Origin of the sequence: Rhizobium sp. CF122 (assembly GCF_000282035.1) — a bacterium.
Taxonomy (GTDB): Bacteria; Pseudomonadota; Alphaproteobacteria; order Rhizobiales; family Rhizobiaceae; genus Rhizobium.
In genome coordinates this window covers 127,838-150,601 of the sequence record NZ_AKKA01000073.1, presented here as the reverse complement: position 1 = coordinate 150,601, position 22,764 = coordinate 127,838, and the positions used below count along the sequence as shown (strand labels likewise).

General features: G+C 59.3%; 25 protein-coding genes. 7 read left to right on the top strand and 18 right to left on the bottom strand.

What is annotated here, in order from left to right:
* Nucleotides 1–263: 263 nt before the first annotated feature.
* Both PMI09_RS16875 and PMI09_RS16870 read right to left on the bottom strand, forming a co-directional pair.
* The gene (locus PMI09_RS16875; RefSeq protein WP_007796616.1) at nucleotides 264–1,172 is read right to left on the bottom strand and encodes a flagellin N-terminal helical domain-containing protein; all 909 of its coding nucleotides are present in this window, start codon (nucleotides 1,170–1,172) and stop codon (nucleotides 264–266) included.
* A 240-nt stretch (nucleotides 1,173–1,412) separates the two neighbouring features.
* Nucleotides 1,413–2,303 (bottom strand): flagellin N-terminal helical domain-containing protein, encoded by an 891-nt coding sequence (locus tag PMI09_RS16870; RefSeq protein ID WP_007796613.1) that lies wholly within the window; start codon nucleotides 2,301–2,303, stop codon nucleotides 1,413–1,415.
* A gap of 353 nt (nucleotides 2,304–2,656) precedes the next feature.
* Between PMI09_RS16870 and PMI09_RS16865 the strand changes: the two genes are divergently transcribed.
* Nucleotides 2,657–4,582, top strand: coding sequence for an O-linked N-acetylglucosamine transferase, SPINDLY family protein (locus tag PMI09_RS16865; RefSeq protein WP_007796611.1), 1,926 nt, complete (start codon nucleotides 2,657–2,659; stop codon nucleotides 4,580–4,582).
* 86 nt (nucleotides 4,583–4,668) lie between these two features.
* Here the strand turns inward: PMI09_RS16865 and fliP are convergent, their stop codons facing one another.
* From fliP to flgF, 13 genes are all read right to left on the bottom strand, one after another.
* Nucleotides 4,669–5,406 carry a flagellar type III secretion system pore protein FliP gene (gene fliP, locus PMI09_RS16860; RefSeq protein ID WP_007796609.1) on the bottom strand — a complete coding sequence of 246 codons (738 nt, stop codon included), beginning with the start codon at nucleotides 5,404–5,406 and terminating at the stop codon, nucleotides 4,669–4,671.
* Complete coding sequence (locus tag PMI09_RS16855) at nucleotides 5,403–5,915, bottom strand: flagellar basal body-associated FliL family protein (protein WP_007796605.1); 513 nt, start codon at nucleotides 5,913–5,915, stop codon at nucleotides 5,403–5,405. The genes fliP and PMI09_RS16855 overlap by 4 nt, the downstream gene beginning before the upstream one ends.
* A 13-nt stretch (nucleotides 5,916–5,928) precedes the next feature.
* Nucleotides 5,929–6,645, bottom strand: coding sequence for a flagellar basal body L-ring protein FlgH (gene flgH / locus PMI09_RS16850; protein ID WP_007796603.1), 717 nt, complete (start codon nucleotides 6,643–6,645; stop codon nucleotides 5,929–5,931).
* The gene (locus tag PMI09_RS16845) at nucleotides 6,642–7,175 is read right to left on the bottom strand and encodes a MotE family protein (protein ID WP_007796601.1); all 534 of its coding nucleotides are present in this window, start codon (nucleotides 7,173–7,175) and stop codon (nucleotides 6,642–6,644) included. Before PMI09_RS16845 ends, flgH begins: the two co-directional genes overlap by 4 nt.
* The gene (locus tag PMI09_RS16840; protein ID WP_007796598.1) at nucleotides 7,172–8,293 is read right to left on the bottom strand and encodes a flagellar basal body P-ring protein FlgI; all 1,122 of its coding nucleotides are present in this window, start codon (nucleotides 8,291–8,293) and stop codon (nucleotides 7,172–7,174) included. The genes PMI09_RS16845 and PMI09_RS16840 overlap by 4 nt, the downstream gene beginning before the upstream one ends.
* Nucleotides 8,290–8,775: a flagellar basal body P-ring formation chaperone FlgA gene (gene flgA, locus PMI09_RS16835; RefSeq protein WP_007796596.1), complete on the bottom strand. Its 486-nt coding sequence runs from the start codon at nucleotides 8,773–8,775 to the stop codon at nucleotides 8,290–8,292. Before flgA ends, PMI09_RS16840 begins: the two co-directional genes overlap by 4 nt.
* A gap of 17 nt (nucleotides 8,776–8,792) precedes the next feature.
* A complete protein-coding gene (gene flgG / locus PMI09_RS16830; protein WP_007796592.1) occupies nucleotides 8,793–9,581 on the bottom strand; it encodes a flagellar basal-body rod protein FlgG in 789 nt (262 codons plus the stop codon).
* 19 nt (nucleotides 9,582–9,600) lie between these two features.
* Nucleotides 9,601–9,927, bottom strand: a complete 327-nt coding sequence (locus PMI09_RS16825) for a flagellar hook-basal body complex protein FliE (RefSeq protein ID WP_007796590.1) — start codon at nucleotides 9,925–9,927, stop codon at nucleotides 9,601–9,603.
* Entirely contained in the window at nucleotides 9,927–10,343 is a 417-nt protein-coding gene (flgC, locus tag PMI09_RS16820) for a flagellar basal body rod protein FlgC (RefSeq protein ID WP_007796587.1), read from the bottom strand. The genes PMI09_RS16825 and flgC overlap by 1 nt, the downstream gene beginning before the upstream one ends.
* A gap of 4 nt (nucleotides 10,344–10,347) precedes the next feature.
* Nucleotides 10,348–10,740, bottom strand: coding sequence for a flagellar basal body rod protein FlgB (flgB, locus tag PMI09_RS16815; protein ID WP_007796582.1), 393 nt, complete (start codon nucleotides 10,738–10,740; stop codon nucleotides 10,348–10,350).
* A 172-nt stretch (nucleotides 10,741–10,912) separates the two neighbouring features.
* Nucleotides 10,913–11,464, bottom strand: coding sequence for a hypothetical protein (locus PMI09_RS16810; protein WP_007796578.1), 552 nt, complete (start codon nucleotides 11,462–11,464; stop codon nucleotides 10,913–10,915).
* An 11-nt stretch (nucleotides 11,465–11,475) separates the two neighbouring features.
* Nucleotides 11,476–12,867, bottom strand: coding sequence for a flagellar protein export ATPase FliI (gene fliI / locus PMI09_RS16805; RefSeq protein WP_007796575.1), 1,392 nt, complete (start codon nucleotides 12,865–12,867; stop codon nucleotides 11,476–11,478).
* A gap of 14 nt (nucleotides 12,868–12,881) precedes the next feature.
* Nucleotides 12,882–13,616 carry a flagellar basal-body rod protein FlgF gene (gene flgF / locus PMI09_RS16800; protein WP_007796572.1) on the bottom strand — a complete coding sequence of 245 codons (735 nt, stop codon included), beginning with the start codon at nucleotides 13,614–13,616 and terminating at the stop codon, nucleotides 12,882–12,884.
* A gap of 250 nt (nucleotides 13,617–13,866) precedes the next feature.
* Between flgF and motA the strand changes: the two genes are divergently transcribed.
* The 6 genes from motA to PMI09_RS16770 all read left to right on the top strand — a co-directional run bounded on the left by motA (nucleotide 13,867) and on the right by PMI09_RS16770 (nucleotide 19,056).
* Nucleotides 13,867–14,739 carry a flagellar motor stator protein MotA gene (gene motA / locus PMI09_RS16795; protein WP_007796569.1) on the top strand — a complete coding sequence of 291 codons (873 nt, stop codon included), beginning with the start codon at nucleotides 13,867–13,869 and terminating at the stop codon, nucleotides 14,737–14,739.
* A gap of 6 nt (nucleotides 14,740–14,745) precedes the next feature.
* Complete coding sequence (locus tag PMI09_RS16790; RefSeq protein WP_007796567.1) at nucleotides 14,746–15,684, top strand: FliM/FliN family flagellar motor switch protein; 939 nt, start codon at nucleotides 14,746–14,748, stop codon at nucleotides 15,682–15,684.
* A gap of 64 nt (nucleotides 15,685–15,748) precedes the next feature.
* Nucleotides 15,749–16,333 carry a flagellar motor switch protein FliN gene (fliN, locus tag PMI09_RS16785; RefSeq protein ID WP_007796565.1) on the top strand — a complete coding sequence of 195 codons (585 nt, stop codon included), beginning with the start codon at nucleotides 15,749–15,751 and terminating at the stop codon, nucleotides 16,331–16,333.
* Nucleotides 16,334–16,362: 29 nt separating this feature from the next.
* Nucleotides 16,363–17,403, top strand: coding sequence for a flagellar motor switch protein FliG (gene fliG / locus PMI09_RS16780; protein WP_007796561.1), 1,041 nt, complete (start codon nucleotides 16,363–16,365; stop codon nucleotides 17,401–17,403).
* A 128-nt stretch (nucleotides 17,404–17,531) separates the two neighbouring features.
* Nucleotides 17,532–18,611 carry a flagellar biosynthesis protein FlhB gene (flhB, locus tag PMI09_RS16775; RefSeq protein ID WP_007796557.1) on the top strand — a complete coding sequence of 360 codons (1,080 nt, stop codon included), beginning with the start codon at nucleotides 17,532–17,534 and terminating at the stop codon, nucleotides 18,609–18,611.
* Between the two features lie 4 nt (nucleotides 18,612–18,615).
* A complete protein-coding gene (locus tag PMI09_RS16770) occupies nucleotides 18,616–19,056 on the top strand; it encodes a hypothetical protein (protein WP_007796554.1) in 441 nt (146 codons plus the stop codon).
* Nucleotides 19,057–19,077: 21 nt separating this feature from the next.
* Here the strand turns inward: PMI09_RS16770 and visR are convergent, their stop codons facing one another.
* From visR to fliF, 3 genes are all read right to left on the bottom strand, one after another.
* Nucleotides 19,078–19,824 (bottom strand): transcriptional regulator VisR, encoded by a 747-nt coding sequence (gene visR, locus PMI09_RS16765; RefSeq protein ID WP_007796551.1) that lies wholly within the window; start codon nucleotides 19,822–19,824, stop codon nucleotides 19,078–19,080.
* 12 nt (nucleotides 19,825–19,836) lie between these two features.
* Nucleotides 19,837–20,583, bottom strand: coding sequence for a transcriptional regulator VisN (gene visN / locus PMI09_RS16760; protein WP_007796548.1), 747 nt, complete (start codon nucleotides 20,581–20,583; stop codon nucleotides 19,837–19,839).
* A gap of 377 nt (nucleotides 20,584–20,960) precedes the next feature.
* The gene (gene fliF, locus PMI09_RS16755) at nucleotides 20,961–22,655 is read right to left on the bottom strand and encodes a flagellar basal-body MS-ring/collar protein FliF (RefSeq protein WP_007796545.1); all 1,695 of its coding nucleotides are present in this window, start codon (nucleotides 22,653–22,655) and stop codon (nucleotides 20,961–20,963) included.
* Nucleotides 22,656–22,764: the final 109 nt, after the last annotated feature.

Sequence of the window (22,764 nt, the reverse complement as noted above, 5' to 3'; positions counted from 1 at the left end):
TCTGGCTCTGAATAGGGAAACGGGACAGGCCGGCGACCGGCAGCGACTGACCTGGCGTCATGCCCCCGGCTGGTCCCCCAGGCCCGGTTTGTCGCTAAAAACAAATCAACTGTTAAGCGAAGTTAACCAAGGCCTTCGACGGGCGCAAGTCCCGCAACTTCAGTGTCGCAAGCCTCGCGCAATCTTGATTATCGCTTCAAAAACAAAGAGAAAGCCGCATCATGGACGCGACTTTCCATCTTCTTCGGATGTTGCTGGGCGGCTTAGTTCTTGAACAGCGTGAGAACGTTCTGCGCGCTCGAATTGGCGATCGACAGCGACTGGATCGCCAGCTGTTGCTGCGTTTGCAGCGCGGTCAGTTTGCTCGATTCCTCTTCCATGTCAGCGTCAACAAGGCGTCCGACACCGGAGTCGATCGAGTCGCTGAGATTGGAAACGAAGCTCTCCTGCAGATCGATGCGGGTCGAGATCGAGCCGAGCTGCGAGGCGGCCTTTGTCAGCGCGCTGAGGCCCGATTCGACGGTCGTCAGAGCCAGGTCGATATCGCTCTGGCTGAAGCTCGTGATGTCCATGCCGTAGATTGAGCCGACGCTGCCGCTCGATGTGCCGATGATACCAGTCGTCGTGTCGATCGATCCTGACGTCGTCATGCCGAAAAGCACGTTGCCGGTGGAGGTGTCATCAAGAACGTACTGAGTCGTCTGCACGGAAACCTGACCATTGGCATTGCGGACGAACGAGGAGACAACGCTTTTCGTGGTATTGCCTGCCACCCAGTTCTCACCGGAGAAGGAAGCGGACTGAGCGACACTCAACAACTGCTGCTGAAGTTGTCCGATCTCGTCCTGAATCTTGGTCTTGTCGACGCCCTTTTCTGTAGCAGCCACGATCTTCGCCTTGATCTCACTGACGATGTCGATAGCGCTGTCCATGGCCGAATAGGCGGTATCGACCTTCGCGGCGCCGAGTCCGAGCGCATCGGACACAGCGGAGAGAGCCTTGTTGTCCGAACGCATGGTCGTTGCAATCGACCAGTAAGCGGCGTTGTCCTTGGCCTCTGCGACACGGTAACCTGACGAAACACGGTTCTGCGTGTCCTCCAGATTGCCATTGATGCTGCGGAGTGTCTGGAGAGCGGACATTGCCGCGACGTTCGTCAAAATGCTGGTCATGAAATTATCGCCCCTTGCTGGCAAAAATTGAAAAGGGACATTCCGGTCCGCCACCGGGAACGGCAATCAGCTTCATGCCCGCTAACCGCTTCTTAAGCTTGGTTAACATACCGTTTCGTTGACGGCAGAAAACATCAGTTTGGTTAACGCGGAGTTAACAAACATTAAAAAAGCCGCGCTCGGGGAGCGCGGCTTTCGATTGGCGATCTTCTATCCGAGCGCCCGGAGGCGCTCCTGCTATTAGCTGCGGAACAGCGAGAGGATGTTCTGCGAAGAGGAGTTCGCGATCGACAGCGACTGTACAGCCAGCTGCTGCTGGGTCTGCAAGGCGCTGAGCTTGGAGGACTCTTCTTCCATGTCGGCGTCGACCAGGCGGCCGATACCGGAGTCGATCGAGTCGCTGAGCGAGGACACGAAGTCGGTCTGGATGTCGACGCGGGTCTGGAGCGAACCGAGCTGCGAACCAAGGGTCGTCATGCCCTTCAGAGCGGTTTCGACGTCCGTCAGCAGGTTGTCGATGTTGCCCTGGGTCGTGCTGGCGCCGATCGTGAAGCCGTAGATGGAGCTGCCCGAGCTGGCGCCGTTCGCGCCGAGGATACCACCCGTCGTCGTGCCGTTGAACAGCGTGTTGGTGGCGCCGAGCGTGTAGTCGGTGGTCTTGATGGAGACCGAGCCGCCCGTGCCGCGAACGAAGGACGAAACGACGCTGACTGTGCCGCCGGCGTTGTTGACCCAGTTTTCGCCGTTGAACGAAGCAGACTGAGCGACGCTGTAAAGCTGGGCCTGCAGCTGCGTGATTTCGTCCTGAAGCTTGGTCTTGTCGACGCCGGCTTCGCTGGCTGCAACGAGCTTTGCCTTGATTTCGCCGACGAGGTCGATGGCACTGTCGACAGCGGTGTAGGCCGTGTCAAGCTTGGCGGCACCCATGCCGAGCGCGTCGGAAACAGCCGAAAGCGCCTTGTTGTCGGACTTCATCGTGGTGGCAATCGACCAGTAGGCGGCGTTGTCGGAAGCCTTGCCGACGCGCAGGCCAGACGAAACGGCGTTCTGCGTGTCACTCAAGCCCTTGTTGACGTTACGCAGCGTCTGGAGTGCCGCCATTGCGGAATTATTGGTGTTAATGCTTGTCATAAGTCTGTCCCCAAAAACAAAATACCAAAGGAGGACATACCGGACTTCAATACCGGCGATGACGGTCCAGCTTCATGCCACTCGGTGCCGTTTTTCTTGAGCAACCAAACCCGTCATGTCGAGAGGCAATCTTGCACCCATTCATTGCCAACTCATTAAAACGGCTGGCGAAACGTCGTCGCATGGAGCCGGTGGTTAACAGTCTCCAAACATCTTCGAACACCTTGCAGCAGGACTGCACACCGGCTTCAAGCAAGCTTGGCGTGCCTAGATGGTGCAAACTGGGGTGTGATGTAGGCCAGCGCACGATTGGCCACGACGCTCGTTGAAGAAGTTCCGGATGGAGTGGGCTCTTGAATACGAATATTTCGTTTGCGGCGGCGTCGAAGGACTATCAGAAGGGACAATATCTCAAGTCGCTTGAAGTCCTGAACAAACTCATCAACACGCAGCAGGACGTCAAAACCTACGTTCTCCTAGCCAAAAACCTTCTCAAGTTGGGCTTCAAATCGGAAGCGGCAAGCGCATATGCGCTTGCCGGCGAACTCGATAGCAACAAGGAATCGCCCTATACCCGCGAAGCCGCGCTTCTGTATTTTGCGTGCGGCAACGAAGAGCAAGCCTTGCTCCAGGCCTTGCGCGTCATGACGCTTGCCCGCTCAGACGCCGATCTCGCCTGCGTTCTTGCCTCTATCCACCTCAAGCAAGGCCGAAAGGACCTCGTGAGCCCCTACCGCAAGGTGATCTCCGAGAGCAGCAATGCCGACCATGCCCGCCTCGCAGTGCGACTCCTCAGCGACGACATTCTGGACGCGACGAACGAGACGCTCGTCTATAATCTGTTCAAGAAGTTTCCCGACATCATGCCGCTCCGGCTGCTCAAGCTCGTCTTCGCCCGCGAGGTCTGCGACTTCGAGCTCGTCGCCAAGGAATTCCTGCCGGTGCAGAAAATGCTCGATGGGGGCGACTACAGCGCCTTGGAACGAGACAATCCCTTCTACAATCTTCACTGGTGCAGTGACGAAGCGCTCAATGCCCTCGCTTCTCACAATCCGTCCCTTCCATTGAGAGAAGCGGCAGCGCGACGAAGAGCCGTTCCCCACGCCTGGAGCGAGAAGATCCGCATCGGATATCTTTCGTCTGACTTCTGGGCCGGACACGCAACCATGAAGCTACTGCGCCGTATTCTGGAGCTGCACGACCGGGACAAATTTGAAATAACGCTCTTCTGCCATACCGAGGAGAAGTACCTGGAACATGAGGCCGGCACGGTCGATCGCTCACAATGGGGTGACGTGTGCATCGTGCGAGACATGACGGACGAGGAAGCCGCCAAGGCTATCCGGGAGCGGCAAATCGACATTCTGGTCGACCTCAAGGGACACACATTTGGCGGTCGATCCCGAATACTGAACTATGGCGGCGCTCCGCTGCAGGCAACATGGCTTGGTTTCCCGGGCAGCGTGACTGACGTCGACCTTGATTATGCCATCGGCGATCGGTTCGTGCTGCCGAAAACCAGCGAAGCGAACTATTACGAGAAGCTGGTGCGCATGCCGGATTGCTATCAGCCCAACGACCCCGCCAATCGTCCGAAACCAAGGCCAACGACACGTGCCAAAGTGGGTTTGCCGGAGGGAGCATTTGTCTTTGCCTCGTTCAACGCAAACCGCAAGATCAACACGGCGATACTCGACGTCTGGTGCAACATCCTGAAGCGCGCGCCAAACAGTGTGCTTTGGCTAATGCTCTCGTCGCCACGCACCCAGACCAACCTGCTCAATTACATGAACAAAAGAGGGCTGGAATCGGATCGAGTGATCTTCTGCCCGCGCGTGTCCTACGAAGAGCACATCGATCGCCAACAAGTGGCCGATCTTGGCGTCGACACCTTCCCGGTCAACGGTCACACGACCACCTCCGAGCAGCTCTGGGGTGGCCTGCCGGTTTTGACCGTCAAGGGTACCAATTTTGCCTCTCGCGTCAGCGAAAGCTTGCTCAACGCGATAGGCCTGCCGGAACTGGTAGCCAGCGACATCAAGGCCTATGAAGACAAGGCTGTCGAGCTCGCGAACGCCCCCGACCGCATCGCTGAATACAAGCGGCGCATCAGGGACAATGCCGGCATCATGCCACTGTTTGACGCTGAACGGTTCACCCTGCATCTCGAAAGGGCTTACGAAATGATGGTAGAGCGCGCGAAACTCGGGCAGGAACCGGACCATATCGACGTTCCGGCGCTGCCGCCCCGTACCGAACCGTTCTTCAGTTTTGACTAGGGAGCACTCCGAGGCATTTAGAACCCGCCGGCTTTCACCGGCGGTTTTTTTACGCCATGGTGCGTTGCGCTAAATGGAGGTACTGCTCAATGGAAGGAGCGGACAAGACTTCCGACCAGCAGGTTCCAGCCGTCGATCAGCACGAAGAAGAGAATCTTGAACGGCAAGGAAATCGATGTCGGCGGCAGCATCATCATGCCCATCGCCATAGTGATGGTGGCAACGATCAGGTCGATGACCAAAAACGGAAGAACAACCAGAAAACCGATCTCGAAGCCGCGCCGGATCTCCGAGATCATGAAAGCGGGAATCAGGACACGGTAATCGATCTTTTCTTCGGTCTCGACGCTCTGGCCGCGCTCCCTCGCTAGGTCCACGAAAAGCGCCAGGTCCTTGTCACGCGTATTGGCCGCCATGAACGTCCGGAAGGGCTCGGCGATGCGCGCCACCGCCTGCTGCTCGTCGATCTGGTTCGACAGGAGCGGCTGAACGCCGGTCTGCCATGCCTGATCGAAGGTCGGCTGCATGACGTAGAAGGTCATGAACAGCGCGAGCGACAGGAGGATCATATTCGAGGGCGTGGAAGACAGGCCCATTCCCGACCGCAGGATCGAGAATGCGATGATGAAGCGCGGGAAGCTCGTCACCATGATCAGGATGCCTGGCGCGACCGAAAGAACGGTCAACAGGCCGAATGTTCTGATGATCCATGCCGCGACCGAACCGTCGACCGGCAAGTTCAACAGGTTTGTCGGGAGCTGCTGCGCATGCGCCAGCTCCGGTGCCGCCATCATGGCAGCGAACAGCAATAGGAATCGAATCATTCGACGACGAAGGTCCTGAACATGACCTTCGATACGCGGCCTTGCGCGCGAAGGTCAACACGCTCCTGGATGTCATCCTTAAGATATTCGAAGCCCCGTGGCCCTTCGATCTGCTGCAGCGAAACAGTGCGGACATAGGCGAGAATATCCTGATGGATATCCTCTGCGATTTTCACGTCGGGCGGGCCGTTAAACAGCAGGGCTACTTCCAGACGAACCCAGTTTTCCGACGGATAGGCGAGGTTGGACGTGATTGGCTCGAGTTGAACGACATTGTTGGCCTCGGTCGAAATGTGAGGCAGGCCTGCCTCACCCTCCTTCTTCTGCGCCGCCTCGTCCGCCTTGGCCTGCTCCGCCTCCTCGGCGCCCTTGATATTGGGTGCGACCATGCCGCCGACCACCCAGCCGCCGCCGGCGCCGAGCAGCGTCAGGATCGCGAGCCCGGCTATGGTCATTATTGCGGCCGACTTCTTTTTCGGCTGGCCTTCTGCGGCTTCTGTGTCTGCCATGGTGTGTCCTGCCTCAGAGCGGCGAGAAGAGATCGACGAGCTGCTGGCCGCGCGGCGGCTGCTGCACTTCCATCAGGCGGCCACGACCGCCATAGGAGATGCGCGCTTCAGCAATCTTCTCGTAGGAAATCTGATTGTCTGCGTTGACATCCTGAGGACGAGCGATGCCGGCGACGTTGAGAATGCGGATCTCCTGGTTGACGCGGACTTCCTGGGAGCCGCTGATCACGAGGTTGCCGTTCTCGAGGATGCCGGTGACCACGGCGGCGACCATAAGCTTCAGCGTTTCGGAACGGTCGATCTTGCCCTTGCCGTCGGTGCTCGTGTCGGAACCATAGGTCACATCGGTCTTGGATGTCGGATTCCAGCCCATGACGTTCGCGTCGACGTCCCAATTCAGGCCGCTCGAATTCGTGCGGCTGCGGCTGGTGTCATTCTCGAACTTCGCCTTATCGTTGATCTGGATATCGACGGTCAGGATATCGCCGACGTTGAGAGCGCGGGCATCCTTGAAGAGGGCGGCCTGAGAATCGCTCCAGAGAGAATAGCCCTGCGCGACCTGGCGCGGCTGCTTCGGATAAAGCGCCATCTGCGGCGTCTGGCCGTAAGCGAGACCGCTGCCGATAGGGCTCATGGCCGGCGCACGACCGACCTCATTGACAGCCTGCGGAGATGCGCAGCCTGCAAGGAGGGCGACGGCGGCGATCGCGACCGGGAAACGCTTGTTCATGAGGGGTCCTTCGACGTATTGGGATCGGACGCGCTGGCGATGATGTTGGCGATGACCGCGGCCTTCTGCGGATCCATCTCGTTGAGGATCAGGCTCGATTGCGTGGGGTTCAGCCGCATGATGACGGCCGCCGCCACTTCGATCTTGACCTCTTGCAGCTGCGATGCGGCCGCGTCCGGCTTCATTTTCTTATAGATATCGGTAAGGCCCGCTTCGGCCTGCTTGAGGAAATCGTCGCGGCGCTTCAGCCAGTCCTGATATTCCTCCTTGCGCTTGTTCATCTCAGCGATGCGCGAATCGACGTCGGCGCGGAGCTTCTCGAGCTCCTGCTTCTGCAGCAGGTAACGCTGGTCGCGAGCAGGATCGGCAATGTTCGTGCAGAATTGCTTGATCTCCTCCTGAGAGGTCATTTCACCCTTCGGCGCCGGCTGCTCCTGCGCGAAGGCGCCGGGAATGGACAGCGCCACGACGGCAATTGCAGGCAGTGCAAGCCGCTGGAGCAAGTCTGACAAAGCCATGGTCTTCATCATTGCAGGACGAGCTCCGCTTGCAGCGCGCCGGCTGATTTGATGCCCTGGAGAATAGCGATGATGCCATCCGGCTTAACGCCGATATTGTTGAGACCGGCCACGAGTGTCCTGAGGTCAGGTCCATTCAGCAGCGCCACCTTGCCGCCGGTCTTCTGCGCAGCGATGTCGGTCTGCGGCTGAACCGCGGTCACGCCGCGCGAGAATGGCTCGGGCTGAATGATCTGCGGTGTCTCGGTCACCTGGACAGTCAAAGTACCATAGCTGACGGCAACAGGCGACACGCGCACATCGGCACCGATAACGATCGTGCCGGTTCGCTCGTTCACCACCACCTTCGCCGGCGTATCCGTCTCGACGACAAGGTTCTCAAGATCGGCCATCAGGCGCGTGAGGTCTGCCGTTCTCGGCTTCTGGACTATGACTTCCTGCGCGTCCTTCGCCTCTGCCACCGGGCCGCCGAAGCGAGCGGAAGCATAACCGTTAACGACATCGGCGATGCGGATGGCCGTTGAGAAATCGGGGTTTCGTAGCTGCAGAACGAGATTAACGGAATCCTTGAAGCGTGAGGGCAGCTCGCGCTCGATGATGGCGCCGCCCGGCACTCGCCCGGCGGTCGTCACACCCTCGGTGACCGTTGCGGCCTGGCCTTGCGCGGTGAAACCCGAGACCACGACGGAGCCCTGCGCGACCGCGTAGATCTGGCCGTCGGCACCCGACAACGATGTCATGATCAGTGTGCCGCCCCGCAGCGATGTCGCGTCGCCGAGCGAACTGACGTTCACGTCGATACGGCTTCCGGGGCTGGCAAAGGGCGGCAGATTGGCCGTGACCATGACGGCCGCCGTATTCTTTGCGTTGGACTGACTGCTCTGCGTGGAGATGCCTAGGTTCTGCAGCATCGCGCGCATCGACTGCTCGGTGAACGGCGAGGCGCGGAAGCCGTCGCCGGTTCCCTGAAGGCCTACGATAAGACCGTAGCCGATCAGCTGGTTGTCACGTCCCGCCTGCAGGGAGGCAATGTCCTTGATGCGCGAGTTCATGGCCGCAGCAGGCGCGACGGCCAAGACATTCGGGGACAGAAACGCGAGGGCTACGAATAGGCGGAAAAACATCTTCATTTTGCGGCCACGTGTATGGTGCCGTCGGCGAGCACGGTGCCGCTGACAATCACACCGGAATCCATGTTGCGAACGCGGATGAGCTGGCCCGTCATGCCGTCTTCAAGCGGCGACCCGGCTGCCGAGATCGTCATCGAGCCGAGCGTGAAGATCAGCCGGATCGACGCGCCGCGCGTCACGGTATAGGGCTCTCGCAGGGCCGAGACCGAGATCGTGCGTCCCGGCAGGAGCGTGCGCTTCGAGATCATCCCTTCGACCTGGCGGATCGACTTTGCATAATCGCCCTTTAGGTTGGGATTGGTCACTTCCACTTCCTGGAGCTGGGTGCCGGAAACGGTTTCGCCGGGGTAAATGGTTGTTGTCGGAACAACCGCATAGCCCATGCCGGCAGCGGCTGCTGCCTGTGGCGCGGCAAATGCGGTGATCGCAACGGCGGCAGCTGCCACCCATCCGAGGATACCTTTGACCCGGCAAAACATCATGTTTCGGCCCTTCCCGATTACTTCAGGTTCTTGCTGACGATGGAGGCCATTTCGTCGGCGGTGGTGATGACCTTGGAATTCATTTCATAGGCGCGCTGCGCCGATATCAGCTCGGTGATTTCCTTCACCGGATCGACGTTCGACGATTCGAGGTAGCCCTGCTTCATGTAGCCGAATCCCTCTTCGTCGGGCGTACCGACAACTGGATCGCCGGAGGCCGGCGTCTGCTGAAACAGGTTGTCGCCGAGCGGCTGAAGACCGGCCTCGTTGACGAAGTCGGCGATCTGCAGCTGGCCGAGCACGGTCGGATCGGTGTTGCCCGGCAGCTTCGCAGAAACTTCGCCCGAGCGGCTGATCGTTACCTGCGTCGAGCCCTGCGGGATCGTGATGTTCGGCGCCACGAGATAGCCGTCCACGGTGACGATCTGGCCGGTCTCGTTCTTGTTGAATGCGCCGGCGCGGGTGTAGAGCGTGGTGCCATCCGGCGCCTGGATCTGGAAGAAGCCGCGGCCGATCAGGGCCACATCGAGGTCGTTGCCGGTCTGCGAAAGTTCGCCCTGGATGTGCAGGTTGCGGACGGCAGACGTCTGGACGCCGAGACCGATGTTTGCACCTTCCGGTACGATCGACTGGTTCGCGCGGTTGGAAACGCCTTTAGCGCGCTCGGTCTGATACAGCAAGTCGGTGAATTCAGCGCGAGCGCGCTTGAAACCGGTCGTGTTGATGTTCGCGATGTTGTTGGCGATGACTTCAAGATTGGTCTGCTGGGCATCCATACCCGTTGCAGCAATGGCAAGCGCTCTCATGGCTTCGTCCTTAAATCAATTACATCTGCATCCGGGTGACGTCGAGAAAGGCCGAAACAACCTTGTCGCGAATGGCGATCGCGGTCTGAAGGGTCTGCTGCGCCTGCATGACGGCATCGACGACTTCACGTGTCGTGGCGGTGCCCTTGATGCCGGCGAAAGACATACTTTCCGCGTTCTTCAGGGTGCTCACTGCTCCGGTCGCAACATTGCTGAGAACCGCGCCGAAACCGCCGTCGTTTGCCGCGCTTTCTGCAGCGGAGGAGGCCGTGGAGTTGTCTTGGTCGATGGCAGCAAGGCCGCGGGTCATCGACAGGGAGCTGACACTATTGACGTTGTTGATCATTATTGGCTCTTCAGTAGATCGATCGTTGCCGAGATCAGATCGCGGGATTGCTTGATGGTCTGCAAGTTGGCGTCGTAGGAGCGGTTCGCTTCCCGCATGTCGGCCATCTCGACCAGCACGTTGACGTTCGGTAGCTTGACGACGCCCTTTTCGTCCGCAGCCGGATTGCTGGGGTCGTATTCGGTAATGAACGTCGATTCATCTTCCCCGAGCTTCTTGACGTTGACCGTGGTGACGCCATTGGCGCGATCCACGGCTTCCCCGAAGGTAATCGTCTTGCGGCGATAGGGATCGGCGCCGGGCGTGTCGCCGGTCGAGCGGGCGTTGGCAATGTTTTCGGACACGATACGCAGGCGCGTCGATTGCGCCTCCAGTCCCGATCCTGCGATTTTGAGTGCTGCTGATAAAGGATCCATGACCTTAGCTCTTCACCGTCATCAGCATCATCCGATTGAACGAGCTCACCAGCGAGGTGTTCAAATCGTATTGACGCTTGATTTCACCGGACTTGGAAAGCTCCTCGGCGAGGCCGACCGTGTTGCCGGATTCCTGGACGCCGATCTCCTGATCGAGAGCCGCATCCTTGACGTCGATGTCACTCTTCGTACCCAGATCGTTGCCGGTCAGGTGCGCAGCATTGGTGCGCGCCATCGTGATATCCGACCTATCGAGGGCAGCCTGGAAGGGCGTGATATCCTTGGCGCGATATTTCGGCGTGTTCGCGTTCGCGATGTTGCCGGCAACAACCTCCTGACGGATCGTCAGCCATTCGGCCTGCCGCGAGGCCAAGTCGAAAAGTTGAATCGGTTGCATGGGAACTCTCCGTTTTTACTGAGGCGAACTTACGGCGGTAATCTTGCGTCAGACTTACGGAGAATGCGGTGCGAAAATCCGGACCTTGTTGGCCACTGCCTCCAGAATGCGAAGAAGGCTCCGACCGTATCCGGTGGAGCCTTCGGCTGATTCGCTGCGTGGCGGCAGGCACTCAATTGTGCTGGTAGACATCGCCCTTGGAGGTGATGATGACCCATTTGCCATCGCGTTCCTCCAGTGTCGCCAGCCGACTTTCGTCCGGTAGAATGGATCCGACACGCACGACGTACATCCCTGATGTGTCTTCGATCAGGGCACGACCGTTTGCCACATGGAGGAGGCGAAAACCCGATTTGCCAGGAAACGGCTGCTCTTCGGCCGGCGGCCCGTTGTCGTCTTCCTTGCCGATGGTGGAGACCGTCGCCGTCGTCAGCGGATCGACTGGAATCTCGGGCTTCTTTTCGTGTTGGTTCTTGTTGGCCATCGCCAGCGGCGAGACACTGAAGACGTTCCGCGCCGGCCAGTCCGGAAGGTCGCGCGTCCGGTCGCCCTGCGCGACATTGATGCCGAACTTGTCCTCGTTGAAGAAGACGTACCACGGAAAGAACGCGGACGCTCCTGCCAAGACGAGGCCGGCAATTGTCAGGGCACGGTCGAGAAAGATGGTTTTGCGCCGGAGAGGCTTCAGCGGGGCGATCTTCTCATCGTCATCGAAATCGTTCACGTCGCGCCTTTCTATCTGCGGATATTCGGCTGGCCGCCGATGCCGGCCGCCGCCTTCAGGGCGCCGGCCAAATCGGCAAAGGCATCCTGCGAATCGACGTCGCCAGGCGACTGTTTCAAAACATCGTAAATAATCGGTACCTGCTTGACCGCCATGTCGAGATCAGGGTCGGCGCCTGGACGATAGCCGCCGATCAGGCGAAGGTCGCGTGTCTCCTCGAAGCGGTGGATGAGCGTTTTCAGGCGAGACACGAGCTTCTCCTGATCCGGAGTCCAGGCCTTGCGCGCCAAACGCGAGATCGAGGCAAGCGGATCGATCGGTGGATAGCGCCCCTCCTCCGCGAGGCTGCGCTGCAAGACGATGTGGCCGTCCAAGATGCCGCGCGTCGAATCCGCGATCGGGTCGTTGTGATTGTCGCCATCAACCAGGATCGAAATGATCGCCGTGATGGTCCCCGTGCCTTGGGGGCCGGGACCTGCGCGCTCCAGCAGGCGCGGCAGCTCGGTAAAAACCGAAGCTGGATAGCCGCGCGCGATCGGCGGCTCGCCGGATGCGGTCGCGACTTCTCGTATGGCATGGGCAAACCGTGTGACGCTGTCAACGATCAGCAGCACGTTGTCGCCCTGGTCGCGGAAATGCTCGGCGACGGTGACGGCCGTCAGCGGTGCCATCTTGCGCAGCATCGGGCTCTCGTCGCTCGTCGCGACGACGGCGATCGCCTTCCTCATGTTGGCGCCAAGCGTATCCTCGATGAACTCGCGCACTTCGCGGCCACGTTCGCCGACCAGCGCGATCACGACCTTGTCGAAGGCATCGGCGCGCGCCAGCATGGAGAGCAGTGTCGACTTGCCGACGCCCGAGCCGGCGAAAATGCCGAGGCGCTGCCCAAGGCAGAGCGGCGAGAAAATGTCGATGGCGCGAACGCCTGTTTTGAAGCCTTTCTCCACGCGCTTTCGCGTCATGGATGGTGGAGCGGTGTTCGAAATGGAGCGGCGGCCGAGCCCTTCGACGATCGGACCCAGCCCATCGATCGGCTCGCACAGCGAGTTGATCGTGCGGCCGCACCAGCTTTCGGATGGCGAGATGCGGAACGCACCCTTGCGGATCACCGTGTCGTGGATGCCGATCGGCTCGCCCGGCTCAATTGGGCAGACGTAGGTCAGTTCAGGCTCGACGCGGACGACCTCACCGAGGTGGATGCCGGTCAACGATTTGTGCGCCACGAATTCGCCCAGGCGCACCTGACGCGACAGCCCCGTGACCGTGTAGTGGCCGGCGGCTATTGTTTGGACATGGCCGCCGGGCGCGACCAAGAATTCGGGATTCGAATAGCGCGAGACGAGCCCGGCGAGGTGCACGAGCTTCGGCGAGAGATCGGCTTCAGTGAGCGGCGTTTGGCTCATGCGTCAGACCTCGGCTAGCGGCTGCCGCCGAGCGTCTTGATCGCTTCGCTGAACGAGGCCTCGCTGTCCTTCGAGAGCGACGTCATGCTCTCGAAGGCGCGATTGACTTCGATCAGCTGCGTGATTTCGCGCATGGCGTTGACGTTGGAATTTTCCAGGTAGCCCTGCTGAACACCGACATTGAAGCGATCGGTGACGGCACGCGGCTGCTCGGTCGTCATGATGCCGCTGTTCTCGTAGCGCAGATAGCCCTTGCTGATATCGGCCTCGAAGAGACCCAGCGAGCCGACCTGTCTGCCGTCCTGATAGATCAATCCGTCAGCACCGACTTTCGGTTCGCCAGCGGCCGTGTTGAGCGTGATCGGCGCACCACCGGCATCGAGAACCGGATAACCGCGGACCGAAATCAGCTCGCCGTTTTCCTTCATCGTGAAGCGGCCATCCTTGGTCAGAACCTTGCCGGCCGGCGTTTCCACAGAGAACCAGGCATCGCCCTTGATCGCGAAGTCGAGCATGTTTCCGGTGTGCTGGAGCTCACCGCTGTCACCCGAGAGATAGTCGTTGCCCTGTGAAACATAGGCAATCTTGGCGTTGATCTTGTTGCCGGTCTCACCGAGCATCTCGTCGAACTTCACCTCCGTCGCGCGGAAGCCTGTCGTGTTCACGTTCGCCATGTTGTCGGCGATGGTGGTGAGGCGACGTTCGAGTGCGATCTGCGACGACAACGAAACATAAAGACCGGATTGCATCCCGATAGGCTCCTGCATTGGCGATGAACGGTACGAAATCCGGGTGTTTGCAGTCGGTTGGACCACGGATCTCGCTGAGGCGGCATCTCAGAAACAGGCACGGATGCCCATTCGTCACCAATAAGCTGACAGCAAATGCTTGCGCGAAGCTGGCATGGAAAGCTCGGGTTTGCAGGGCCAATCATCAGCCTCACGCAAGCCAGCAGCCCTATCCCTTGGGTTGAAAATAACGATCAGGTTTGGACTGACGATGAATATCATTATCGGATTTGTGATTACCTGCGGCTGCATCATCGGCAGCTTCATGGCGATGGGCGGCCATGTGGAGGCGCTTTGGCAGCCTTTCGAGCTCGTCATCATCGGCGGCGCCGGCCTGGGCAGCTTCGTCATGGGCAACCCGATGAAGGTGGTGAAGGATTCCGGCAAGGCGCTTGGTGAAGCGTTCAAGCACACCGTCCCGAAGGAACGGAATTATCTCGATACGCTTGGTGTTCTATATTCCTTGATGCGCGACCTTCGTACGAAGTCCCGCAACGAGATCGAGGCGCATATCGACAATCCGGCCGAATCCTCGATCTTCCAGTCCGCTCCGACGATCCTCAAGAACAAGGAACTGACGGCATTCATCTGTGACTACGTTCGCCTGATCATCATCGGCAATGCCCGCTCGCATGAAATCGAGGCTTTGATGGACGAAGAGATCAACACGATCCTTCACGACAAGATGAAGCCCTATCACGCCATCCAGACGATGGGCGACGCCTTCCCGGCCATCGGTATCGTCGCCGCCGTTCTCGGCGTCATCAAGGCGATGGCACACATCAACGATTCGCCTGAGGTTCTCGGCCACCTGATCGGCTCGGCGCTCGTCGGCACCTTCCTCGGCATTCTCTTGTCCTATTGCGTATGTTCGCCGATCGTTTCCCAGATCAAGATCGTCCGCAACAAGCAGCATCGCCTTTACGTCATCGTCAAGCAGACGCTGCTTGCCTACATGAACGGCTCCGTGCCGCAGGTTGCTCTCGAGTATGGTCGCAAGACGATCTCGGCCTATGAGCGTCCTTCGATCGACGCGGTCGAGCAGGAAATGATGAACCCCGGCGGCGAGAACAAGGCGGCGTAAACGATCATGAACGCTACCCTCAAGACCCCCCTTATGGACGAAGCCCTGCTTGCCAAGCTGACCGGCAGGCTCGGCGACAAGGCCACCATCGAGAAGATCTGCGGCGCCTTCGGCGACGTCTACACGGTCTTCCTGCCCGACATCATCAAAAGCGAGACCAATCTCGATGTCGAGGTCGCCTATCTCGGCTGCGACAGCGGACATAAGAACGACCTCGTCGCCGATCTCGGCGGCAACGTGACGCTCGTTAACGCAACACTCCGCAACTGGTCGCAGAATATTACGCTGGCCTGCGGCAACAGCTTCGTCATCACGCTGATGGAGCACCTGCTGGGTGCGGCAGCCGAGACCGTCGAGCGGCCGGCCGACCGCCTGCTGTCCGTGATCGAACTCGAGCTTGCGGTCATGGTTTTCGACAAGATCGCCAATGTTCTTCGCTCGGCGGTGAACGCGCCTGGCGGCTTCGAGCCGGCCCTAGAGCTTCCCTATGCGTTCGAAACGCGTGCCAAGCCGGCCGAAGACAAGCCCGACGAGTTTGCGGCCGCGATCAACATGTCGATCACGCTTTCCGGCATTACCTCGGATTTCTCGCTGATCGTTCCCCAGGCTGCTCTGCTGAAAACGAGCGTGACGGCTCCAAAAGCCAAGGGGCAGCCTGCCAAGTCGTCCGAATGGACCGATCAGCTCAGCGAGCAGGTGCGCCGTTCGCAGGTAACGCTTAACGCCAAGATCCGTCTGCAGGACCTGACGCTCAGGACCATTTCGAAGCTTGCGGCTGGTGACGTCATTCCCTTCTACGATCGCGGCGACGTCCGTGTCGAAGTCAGTGCCAACAGCAAGGAATTGTACGTCTGCGAGTTTGGACGCTCGGGCGAGAATTATACCGTCCGGGTAAAGGATACGATTAACTCGGATGACGAGCTCATCCGCCACTTGATGAATTAGCCCATTTTCCAACCGGGCTGCCGCACGGCAGCTTGAGGCAAGTTTCAACTGGAATAGTGATTTCATGGCGACGAAGAAGACACCCAAGACCAGCGACCTTTCAATGGAGCTCCCGGGCAACGAGGCCGAGCTCGATCAGGCCATCGATGACCTGCGCGGCGTCCTGAAGACTGACGCGGAAGGCGGCCTGCCCGACTTCGCCGACGAGAGCGACGCCTTCAGCGGCAGCACTGACCTGTCCACCTTTGGCGGCGATTTCGAAGACGCGGCCGAGGAGCCTGCGTTCGGTGGCAGCGATTTCGGTGCAACGTCCGACTTTGGCGGCTCTGCCGATTTCGGCGACACCTCCTTCGGTGCGGTCGCTTCCGAACCGGCGCCGCTTGGCAGCGCCATGCAGTCGAACCTTGACCTGATCATGGACATCCCGATCGACGTTCAGATCATGCTCGGCAGCAGCCGCATGCAGGTCGCCGGCCTGATGAACCTGAACGAAGGCGCGACCATCGCGCTCGACAAGAAGATCGGCGAGCCGGTCGAAATCATGGTGAACGGCCGCAAGATCGCGCGCGGTGAGATCACCGTTCTGGAAAACGACGACACGCGTTTCGGCGTGAAGCTGATAGAAGTTTTGAGTACGAAAAAAGCCTGATCCCGGTGCAGGGACGGAGAGGTTAGACCATGATGGACTTTGACGATTTCGGCGGCGCTCTTGCCGAGAAACCGTTGACCCAGGCTGAAAAGGCGGCGGCCGTTCTCCTCGCTATGGGGAAAGGGGTCGCCGGCAGGCTGCTGAAGTATTTCACGCAGGCCGAGCTGCAGACGATCATCGGCTCGGCGCAAACGCTGCGCGCCATTCCGCCGGATGAACTGCTCGGACTTGTCGCCGAATTCGAGGATCTGTTCACCGAAGGCGCCGGTCTTATGGACAACGCCAAGGCGATCGAAAGCATCCTTGAAGAGGGCCTGACGCCTGACGAAGTCGACAGCCTCCTCGGCCGTCGCACGACCTTCCAGGCCTACGAGACGTCGATCTGGGACCGCCTCGGCGAAGGCGACCCGGCCTTCATCGGCAAGTTCCTCCTGCGCGAGCATCCGCAGACAGTTGCCTACATTCTCTCCATGATGCCCTCCTCGTTCGGCGCCAAGGTCCTGATGCAGATTCCGGACGGGCGCCGCGCGGACATCATGAACCGTACCGTCAACCTCAAATCCGTCAGCCCCAAGGCCGCACAGATCATCGAGAAGCAGGTTATGACCCTGTTGGCCGAGATCGACGCCGAGAAGAATTCGATCGGCTCGACGAAGGTTGCAGAGTTGATGAACGAGATGGACAAGCCGCAGGTCGATACCCTGCTCACCTCGCTCGAATCGATCAGCCGCGAATCGGTCAACAAGGTCCGGCCGAAGATCTTCCTCTTCGACGACCTCATGCTCATGCCGCAGCGCAGCCGCGTGATGCTGCTGAACGATATCTCGTCCGACATCCTCACGATGGCATTGCGCGGCTCGGCGGCCGAAATGCGCGAGGCGGTGCTCGCCTCGATCAGCCCGCGCCAGCGCCGCATGATCGAATCGGATCTGCAGAGCGGAACAGTCGGCATCAATCCGCGCGAAATCGCGATCGCGCGGCGCGCCATTGCCCAGGAAGCGATTCGCCTGGCAAATTCCGGTCAGATCCAGCTCAAGGAAACCGAGGGCGAAGGTTCGGCTGCGGCCTGAGCCGCTGTTGTTGTGTACGAAGCGCCCTCTCCCTACCGCCGTGGTTGATCGCGGCGGCAAAAGGGAGATACCCTTCCAGAAAGGCCGCGCCCTGGCGCGGCCGTTTCTTTTGATGGAGGGCCTCGGCCTTGGCCGACGACGACAAGGACAGCAAAACAGAAGACCCGACAGCGAAAAAGAAAAGCGACGCTGCCGAGAAAGGCAATGTGCCGTTTTCGCGCGAGGTGCCGCTTTTTGCCACCGTGCTTGCCACGTTCGTCTACATCATCTTCTTCCTGCCGGAGGGACTCAGCAAGGTCGGCGAGGCGCTGAAGGACATTTTCGAACAGCCTGACCAATGGAAGCTCGAAACCGGACCTGACGCGCTTTCCCTGTTCGTTCACTTGGGCTGGGTCTCGGCAGCATTGCTTGCGCCGGCCTTCATCCTGTTCATGGTATTCGGCGTCGCCGCGTCCATCTCGCAAAACCTTCCGACGCCGGTGCTCGAACGTATCCGGCCGCAGTACTCGCGTATTTCGCTCGCCAAGGGATGGTCGCGGCTGTTCAGCCTGCCTGGCCTCGTCGAGTTCGGCAAATCGCTGACGAAGATCGTCATCGTCGGCGTCGTCATGTTCTTCGTGCTGAAGAGCGAATACTTCAACGCAATCGACGCGATGTTCTCCGATCCGCAGACGATCTTCACGCGCATGATGACGTCGATGCAGAAGATTACGATCGTTGTCCTGATCGCTACCGCTGTCGTGGCGATCGCCGACTTCTTTTGGACGCGCTATCACTGGTTCACCGAACTGAAGATGACGCGGCACGAAGTCAAGGAAGAAAACAAGCAGTCGCAGGGCGATCCTTTCGTCAAAAGCCGCCAGCGCTCGGTGATGCGCGACCGCGCCCGCCGCCGCATGATCGCCAATGTCGATCGCGCGACGCTCGTGATCGCCAACCCGACGCACTTTGCCGTCGCCCTACGCTACGTGCGAGAGGAGAACGATGCGCCTGTCGTCGTCGCCAAGGGTCAGGATCTAATTGCGTTGAAAATCAGAGAGATCGCGGAAAGGAACGGCATTCCCGTTTTCGAAGACCCGCCTCTCGCGCGCTCCATGTTTGCGCAAGTCTCGGTCGATAGTGTCATACCGTCTGTATTCTATAAGGCAGTCGCGGAACTCATCCATCGGGTTTACGCGACGCAAGCCAAGAACAAACGGGTAAGATAGCCGAATGAAAAAATGCCCCTACTCTACCCAGCGTGAAAAAATCCTGGCTGAAGCAATCAGCCCGGTGGCCACGGAATTGCGGCTTCTGGACGCTTCGGACCTCATCTCTCTTCTGCGCTTCGAGTACTACGGCAATCTTTCCGATCTGGTATCGTCAGCCGCCGAGCTTTTCTTCCATCCCGGCACGGTCAATTTCGGCCATGGCGGCAGCTATACGTTGGAGTGGGGCGGCAAGCCGGAAGTGGTGATCGACCTCGAAATCAAGCCGCGCGACGTCACGATCTATGCGCAGCTGACGCTTGCCGAGGCGCACGCCGGCATTGAGATCAACCATATCGCCTTCCAGAATCCCTCGACGGATCCTGACGAAAACACCGCTTTCCTCGAGCAGAGCCTGCGCGACGCACGCTATAACGTCGAGCCATTGCGGGCATTGGCGGGCTAAAGCACGCTAGGCACCTTCCTGTCAGCTTATGTATCCAAGGCGAATCGCTTTTGCGATCGCCTGGATTCGGTTGACCGAATCCAGCTTGATCGTTGCCGAGCCAAGATAGGCGTTGACGGTATGCACGGAGAGGCCGAGCTTCTCCGCAATCTCTTCGCTGATGCGCCCGTCGCCGGCAAGCTGCAGGCAGGCAATCTCGCGTTCGCTGAGAGCTTCGGCCGCCGCCACACGGCGCTCGTCGAGCGAGAGCAGATCGATCATGACTTGGCAGGACCTCGCATGCAATTCGACAATCATGTCGCTCGCCGGCTCGAGATCATCGCCCGTGAAGACAACGAAGCCATTGCCCACGGCGCCAAGGCGCACCGGAAAGGCCATGCCGGAAAACGGAAGAAGGCCGTCCTTCAGTCGCGTCATGAAGGGAGCAATGCTTGCGGGCCGGGGAGCGGCGCGATCGAGCCCGCCGGCCCACACGACCGGAAGGAGCGACTTCTCGATATGATCAAGCAGCGCTTCGCCATGGGCGTCGATGAATGCCCGGCTGAAGCCACTGTTCGAAGAGCCCCAGTTCTCCAGCTCGCAAACCAGACGTTGCTTCGCCGGAACGCCTGCCCCACTGACACGGTAGACGGCGAAGTTCTGGGCATCGGCAAGCTTCTGCATGCCGATCAGGCGCGGGAACAGATCAGACCGACTCGCAACCTTATTGACCCGCACGCCGCGCATCATTTCCGAATTTCCCATCGACCGACCGGATGGCTGCCCCATAACGCCGTCCCCTTAGACGAGATTGTTCCTGACCGCGAATGCGATGGCCTCTGAACGAGTCTTCGTCGCCGTTTTTCGCATGACACTGGTGATGTAGTTGTTGATGGTATTGCGGGAGATGCCGAGGATCATCGCGATCTCGTCGCTCGTCTTGCCTTCGGCGATCCAGAAAAGGCACTCCAGTTCCCGATCGGTCAATTCGAAGTCCCGGTCAGCCTTGGTGGCGCCGCATTGCAGGAAGCTTGCAAAATACGCCGTCAAAAGCCCCACATCCCGCAACCGCTCCTGCGACAGAATGAACCCATCATCAAACAGGAACATCAGCACCAGGCGCGAACGGCCGATGTTGAACATCAGCGAACAGTATTGGCGGCTGGCGCCATCAGGAGCGTCCGCCGTATCCGGCAGGAGGGCGAAGTGCGGCTGGAAGAGCAGCATGCATTTTTCGAGTTCCGTCGCGCGGGCGAAGCCGCCGACGAAGGCATGCGCCAGGTTGGTGACGAGATCGAACGGCCAGTCCGAGGAGACGACGAAGTCGAGGCCAGCCTCCTGCACCAGGTCTGCTCGCGCCAAAAGATAGTGCGACGCGCCAACATAGTCCGTCAGTGCGCGCAGCCCGGGTTGCAACCGTCCCGTGTTCGAGATCTCGCAGAGTTGTGCGATCAGTTCGTCGCGTGAAGAGAGGTTTGTCGCTGCTATACCAACGAAGTTTGCCTTGCGCGTGTCGCTCTTGAGAGCCTGCAATATATGCATGTCCATTGGCAAAACCCCGCGGCTGTAAACCACCTACGACAGAAGCTTGATCCGCATGCTCCTGAACAAATTACGACCTCTCCGCGAATCATCCAAGATTACGATAGGTGGCACAATTCACCATCTCCGAGTTCTTGGGATTTACATTTTCTGCATTTCGTGCCCTGATTCGCGCACAAATTCCGCTTGTTAAGGAATTATTAAATTAAAGTGATTCGGGGAACTCTGACAATACGATTCGCGTAAAACGCGTGGTCATATCAGCCCTCTGTCAAGTTCTATCCTCAGAAATCTTCATGCCCGCATTCGAGCGATGGTAAAATATGACTGGATAGCTGTGCAGCGCATGGGCAAAAGAAAAAGGCCGGTTGCCCGGCCTTTCTTTATGCGGCGGCGTTGTCGACCGCCCATTTTCTAAGGATTTTCGCGGCGCGTTCCTCGTTGATCTCGACCATACGCGCCAATTTGCGTTCCGGGCCTTCCTTGACGCGACGATTGAAGTTGCCGTCGTCGTCGCCGAGGCTGAGCAGGTCCTCGGTGCTGTCGAAACCGAAGTCCGAACCGAAGCCATCCATGAGCGCACCACCGGTGCCCACGCCTCCTGCCGGAGCGAAATCCGGAAGTTCGAGACCCGCGCTTTCCGGCGAGGTGTCGCCGATGACCGCCGTACCATTGCCCGTTACGCTGCGGATCATCGGGCGGACGCCCATCCAGATCACCAGGAAAGCGACTGCGACGAAGGCGAGAGAGTTGATGATGCCCGCAAGGTTGCGGCTCAGCATATCCATGACCCGGACGCCGCTGCCGGTCTCCTCGAGAAGCTGGTTCTCCAGGAAGTCCATAGCCGTGACGGTCACGACATCGCCACGGTTGGCGCTGATGCCGGCGGCCGATGCCACGATCTTCTGCATCTCTGCGAGATAGGCGTCGACCTTCGCCTGATCCGCGGGCTCACCGACCATCTGGGCAATACGGCCCTTGTTGACGACGACGGCGATAGAGAGTTTTTCGATCTTGTAGCTATTACGCGTCGTAGCAGTCGTCTTGCTGTTGATTTCGTAGTTGGTCTGTTCTTCTTTCTTGTCGGACTTGTCTTGCGATTCCGGACCGGTGGCGCCGCCGGAGTCGGGCGCTGCCTGCGGAATGTTCTGCTCGACGGTGGTCGCGTTGTCGGACTGCTTCTGCTGCGACTGAGAGGCTTCCTTCGTCGTCCGGATGGAGCGCTCGACCTTCGATTCCGGATCGTAGGTCGTTTCCTGGATCTGCTGGCTGTCGGTGTTCAGTTCGGCCGTAACGCTGGAGCGGAAGTTATCCATACCCAGGAAAGGTGCGAGCGCCTTGTCGATATTGGTTTCAACTTCGCCCTGGACGTTCTGAACGATGTTCAGCGAACGGTTCAGCGAACTGTTGCTGGCTTCGTCACCGGAAGCGAGCAGTTGCCCGGCCGAATCGAGGATCGTGACATCACCGACATCGAGGCCGGGAACGGCTGACGCAACAAGGTGGCGGATCGACGTCGCTGCATTCCGGCCGGCGGCGGCGCTTGCGCGGATCATGACGGACGCTGTCGGCTTCTGTTCGGCTTTGCGGAAGTTGCCGACCTCGGGCATGACGATGTGAACACGAGCAGCGGTGATGCCGGAGATCGACTGGATCGTGCGACCAATTTCACCTTCGAGCGCGCGAACCCGCGTGACTTCCTGCATGAATGAGGTCAGGCCGAGCGAGCCGACATTGTCGAAGAGTTCGTAGCCTGCATTGGCGCTGTTCGGGAGACCCCGCTCGGCGAGCAGGAGACGCGCCTTGCCGGTCGTGCCGGCGGGAACCGTAATGCTGGAGCCGTCGGTTCCGACCTGGAACCCAATATTCGCTTCGGCGAGTGCTATGCTGATCTGGTTCAGATCAGGGGTATCAAGCCCGACATAAAGCGTTTCCTGGGCGGGTTTGTTGACCAAAAAGGCTGCCGCCAGGATCAGCGCGACTGAAACGACGCCCACGCCGGCCAGCGCCAGCAGGCGATTCCGCCCTAGCGAACTGAAGTTCTTAAAGATTTGAACTAATTGATTTAACAGATTCATTCTGTTCTCGCACGACCGTCACAGACAAAGCGGGCTTATTGCCTCATCTCGACGATAGATGCCGAAACTTGTGCGAGCGTTTCGTGGGGAGGTGCGGAGTAGAACCCGG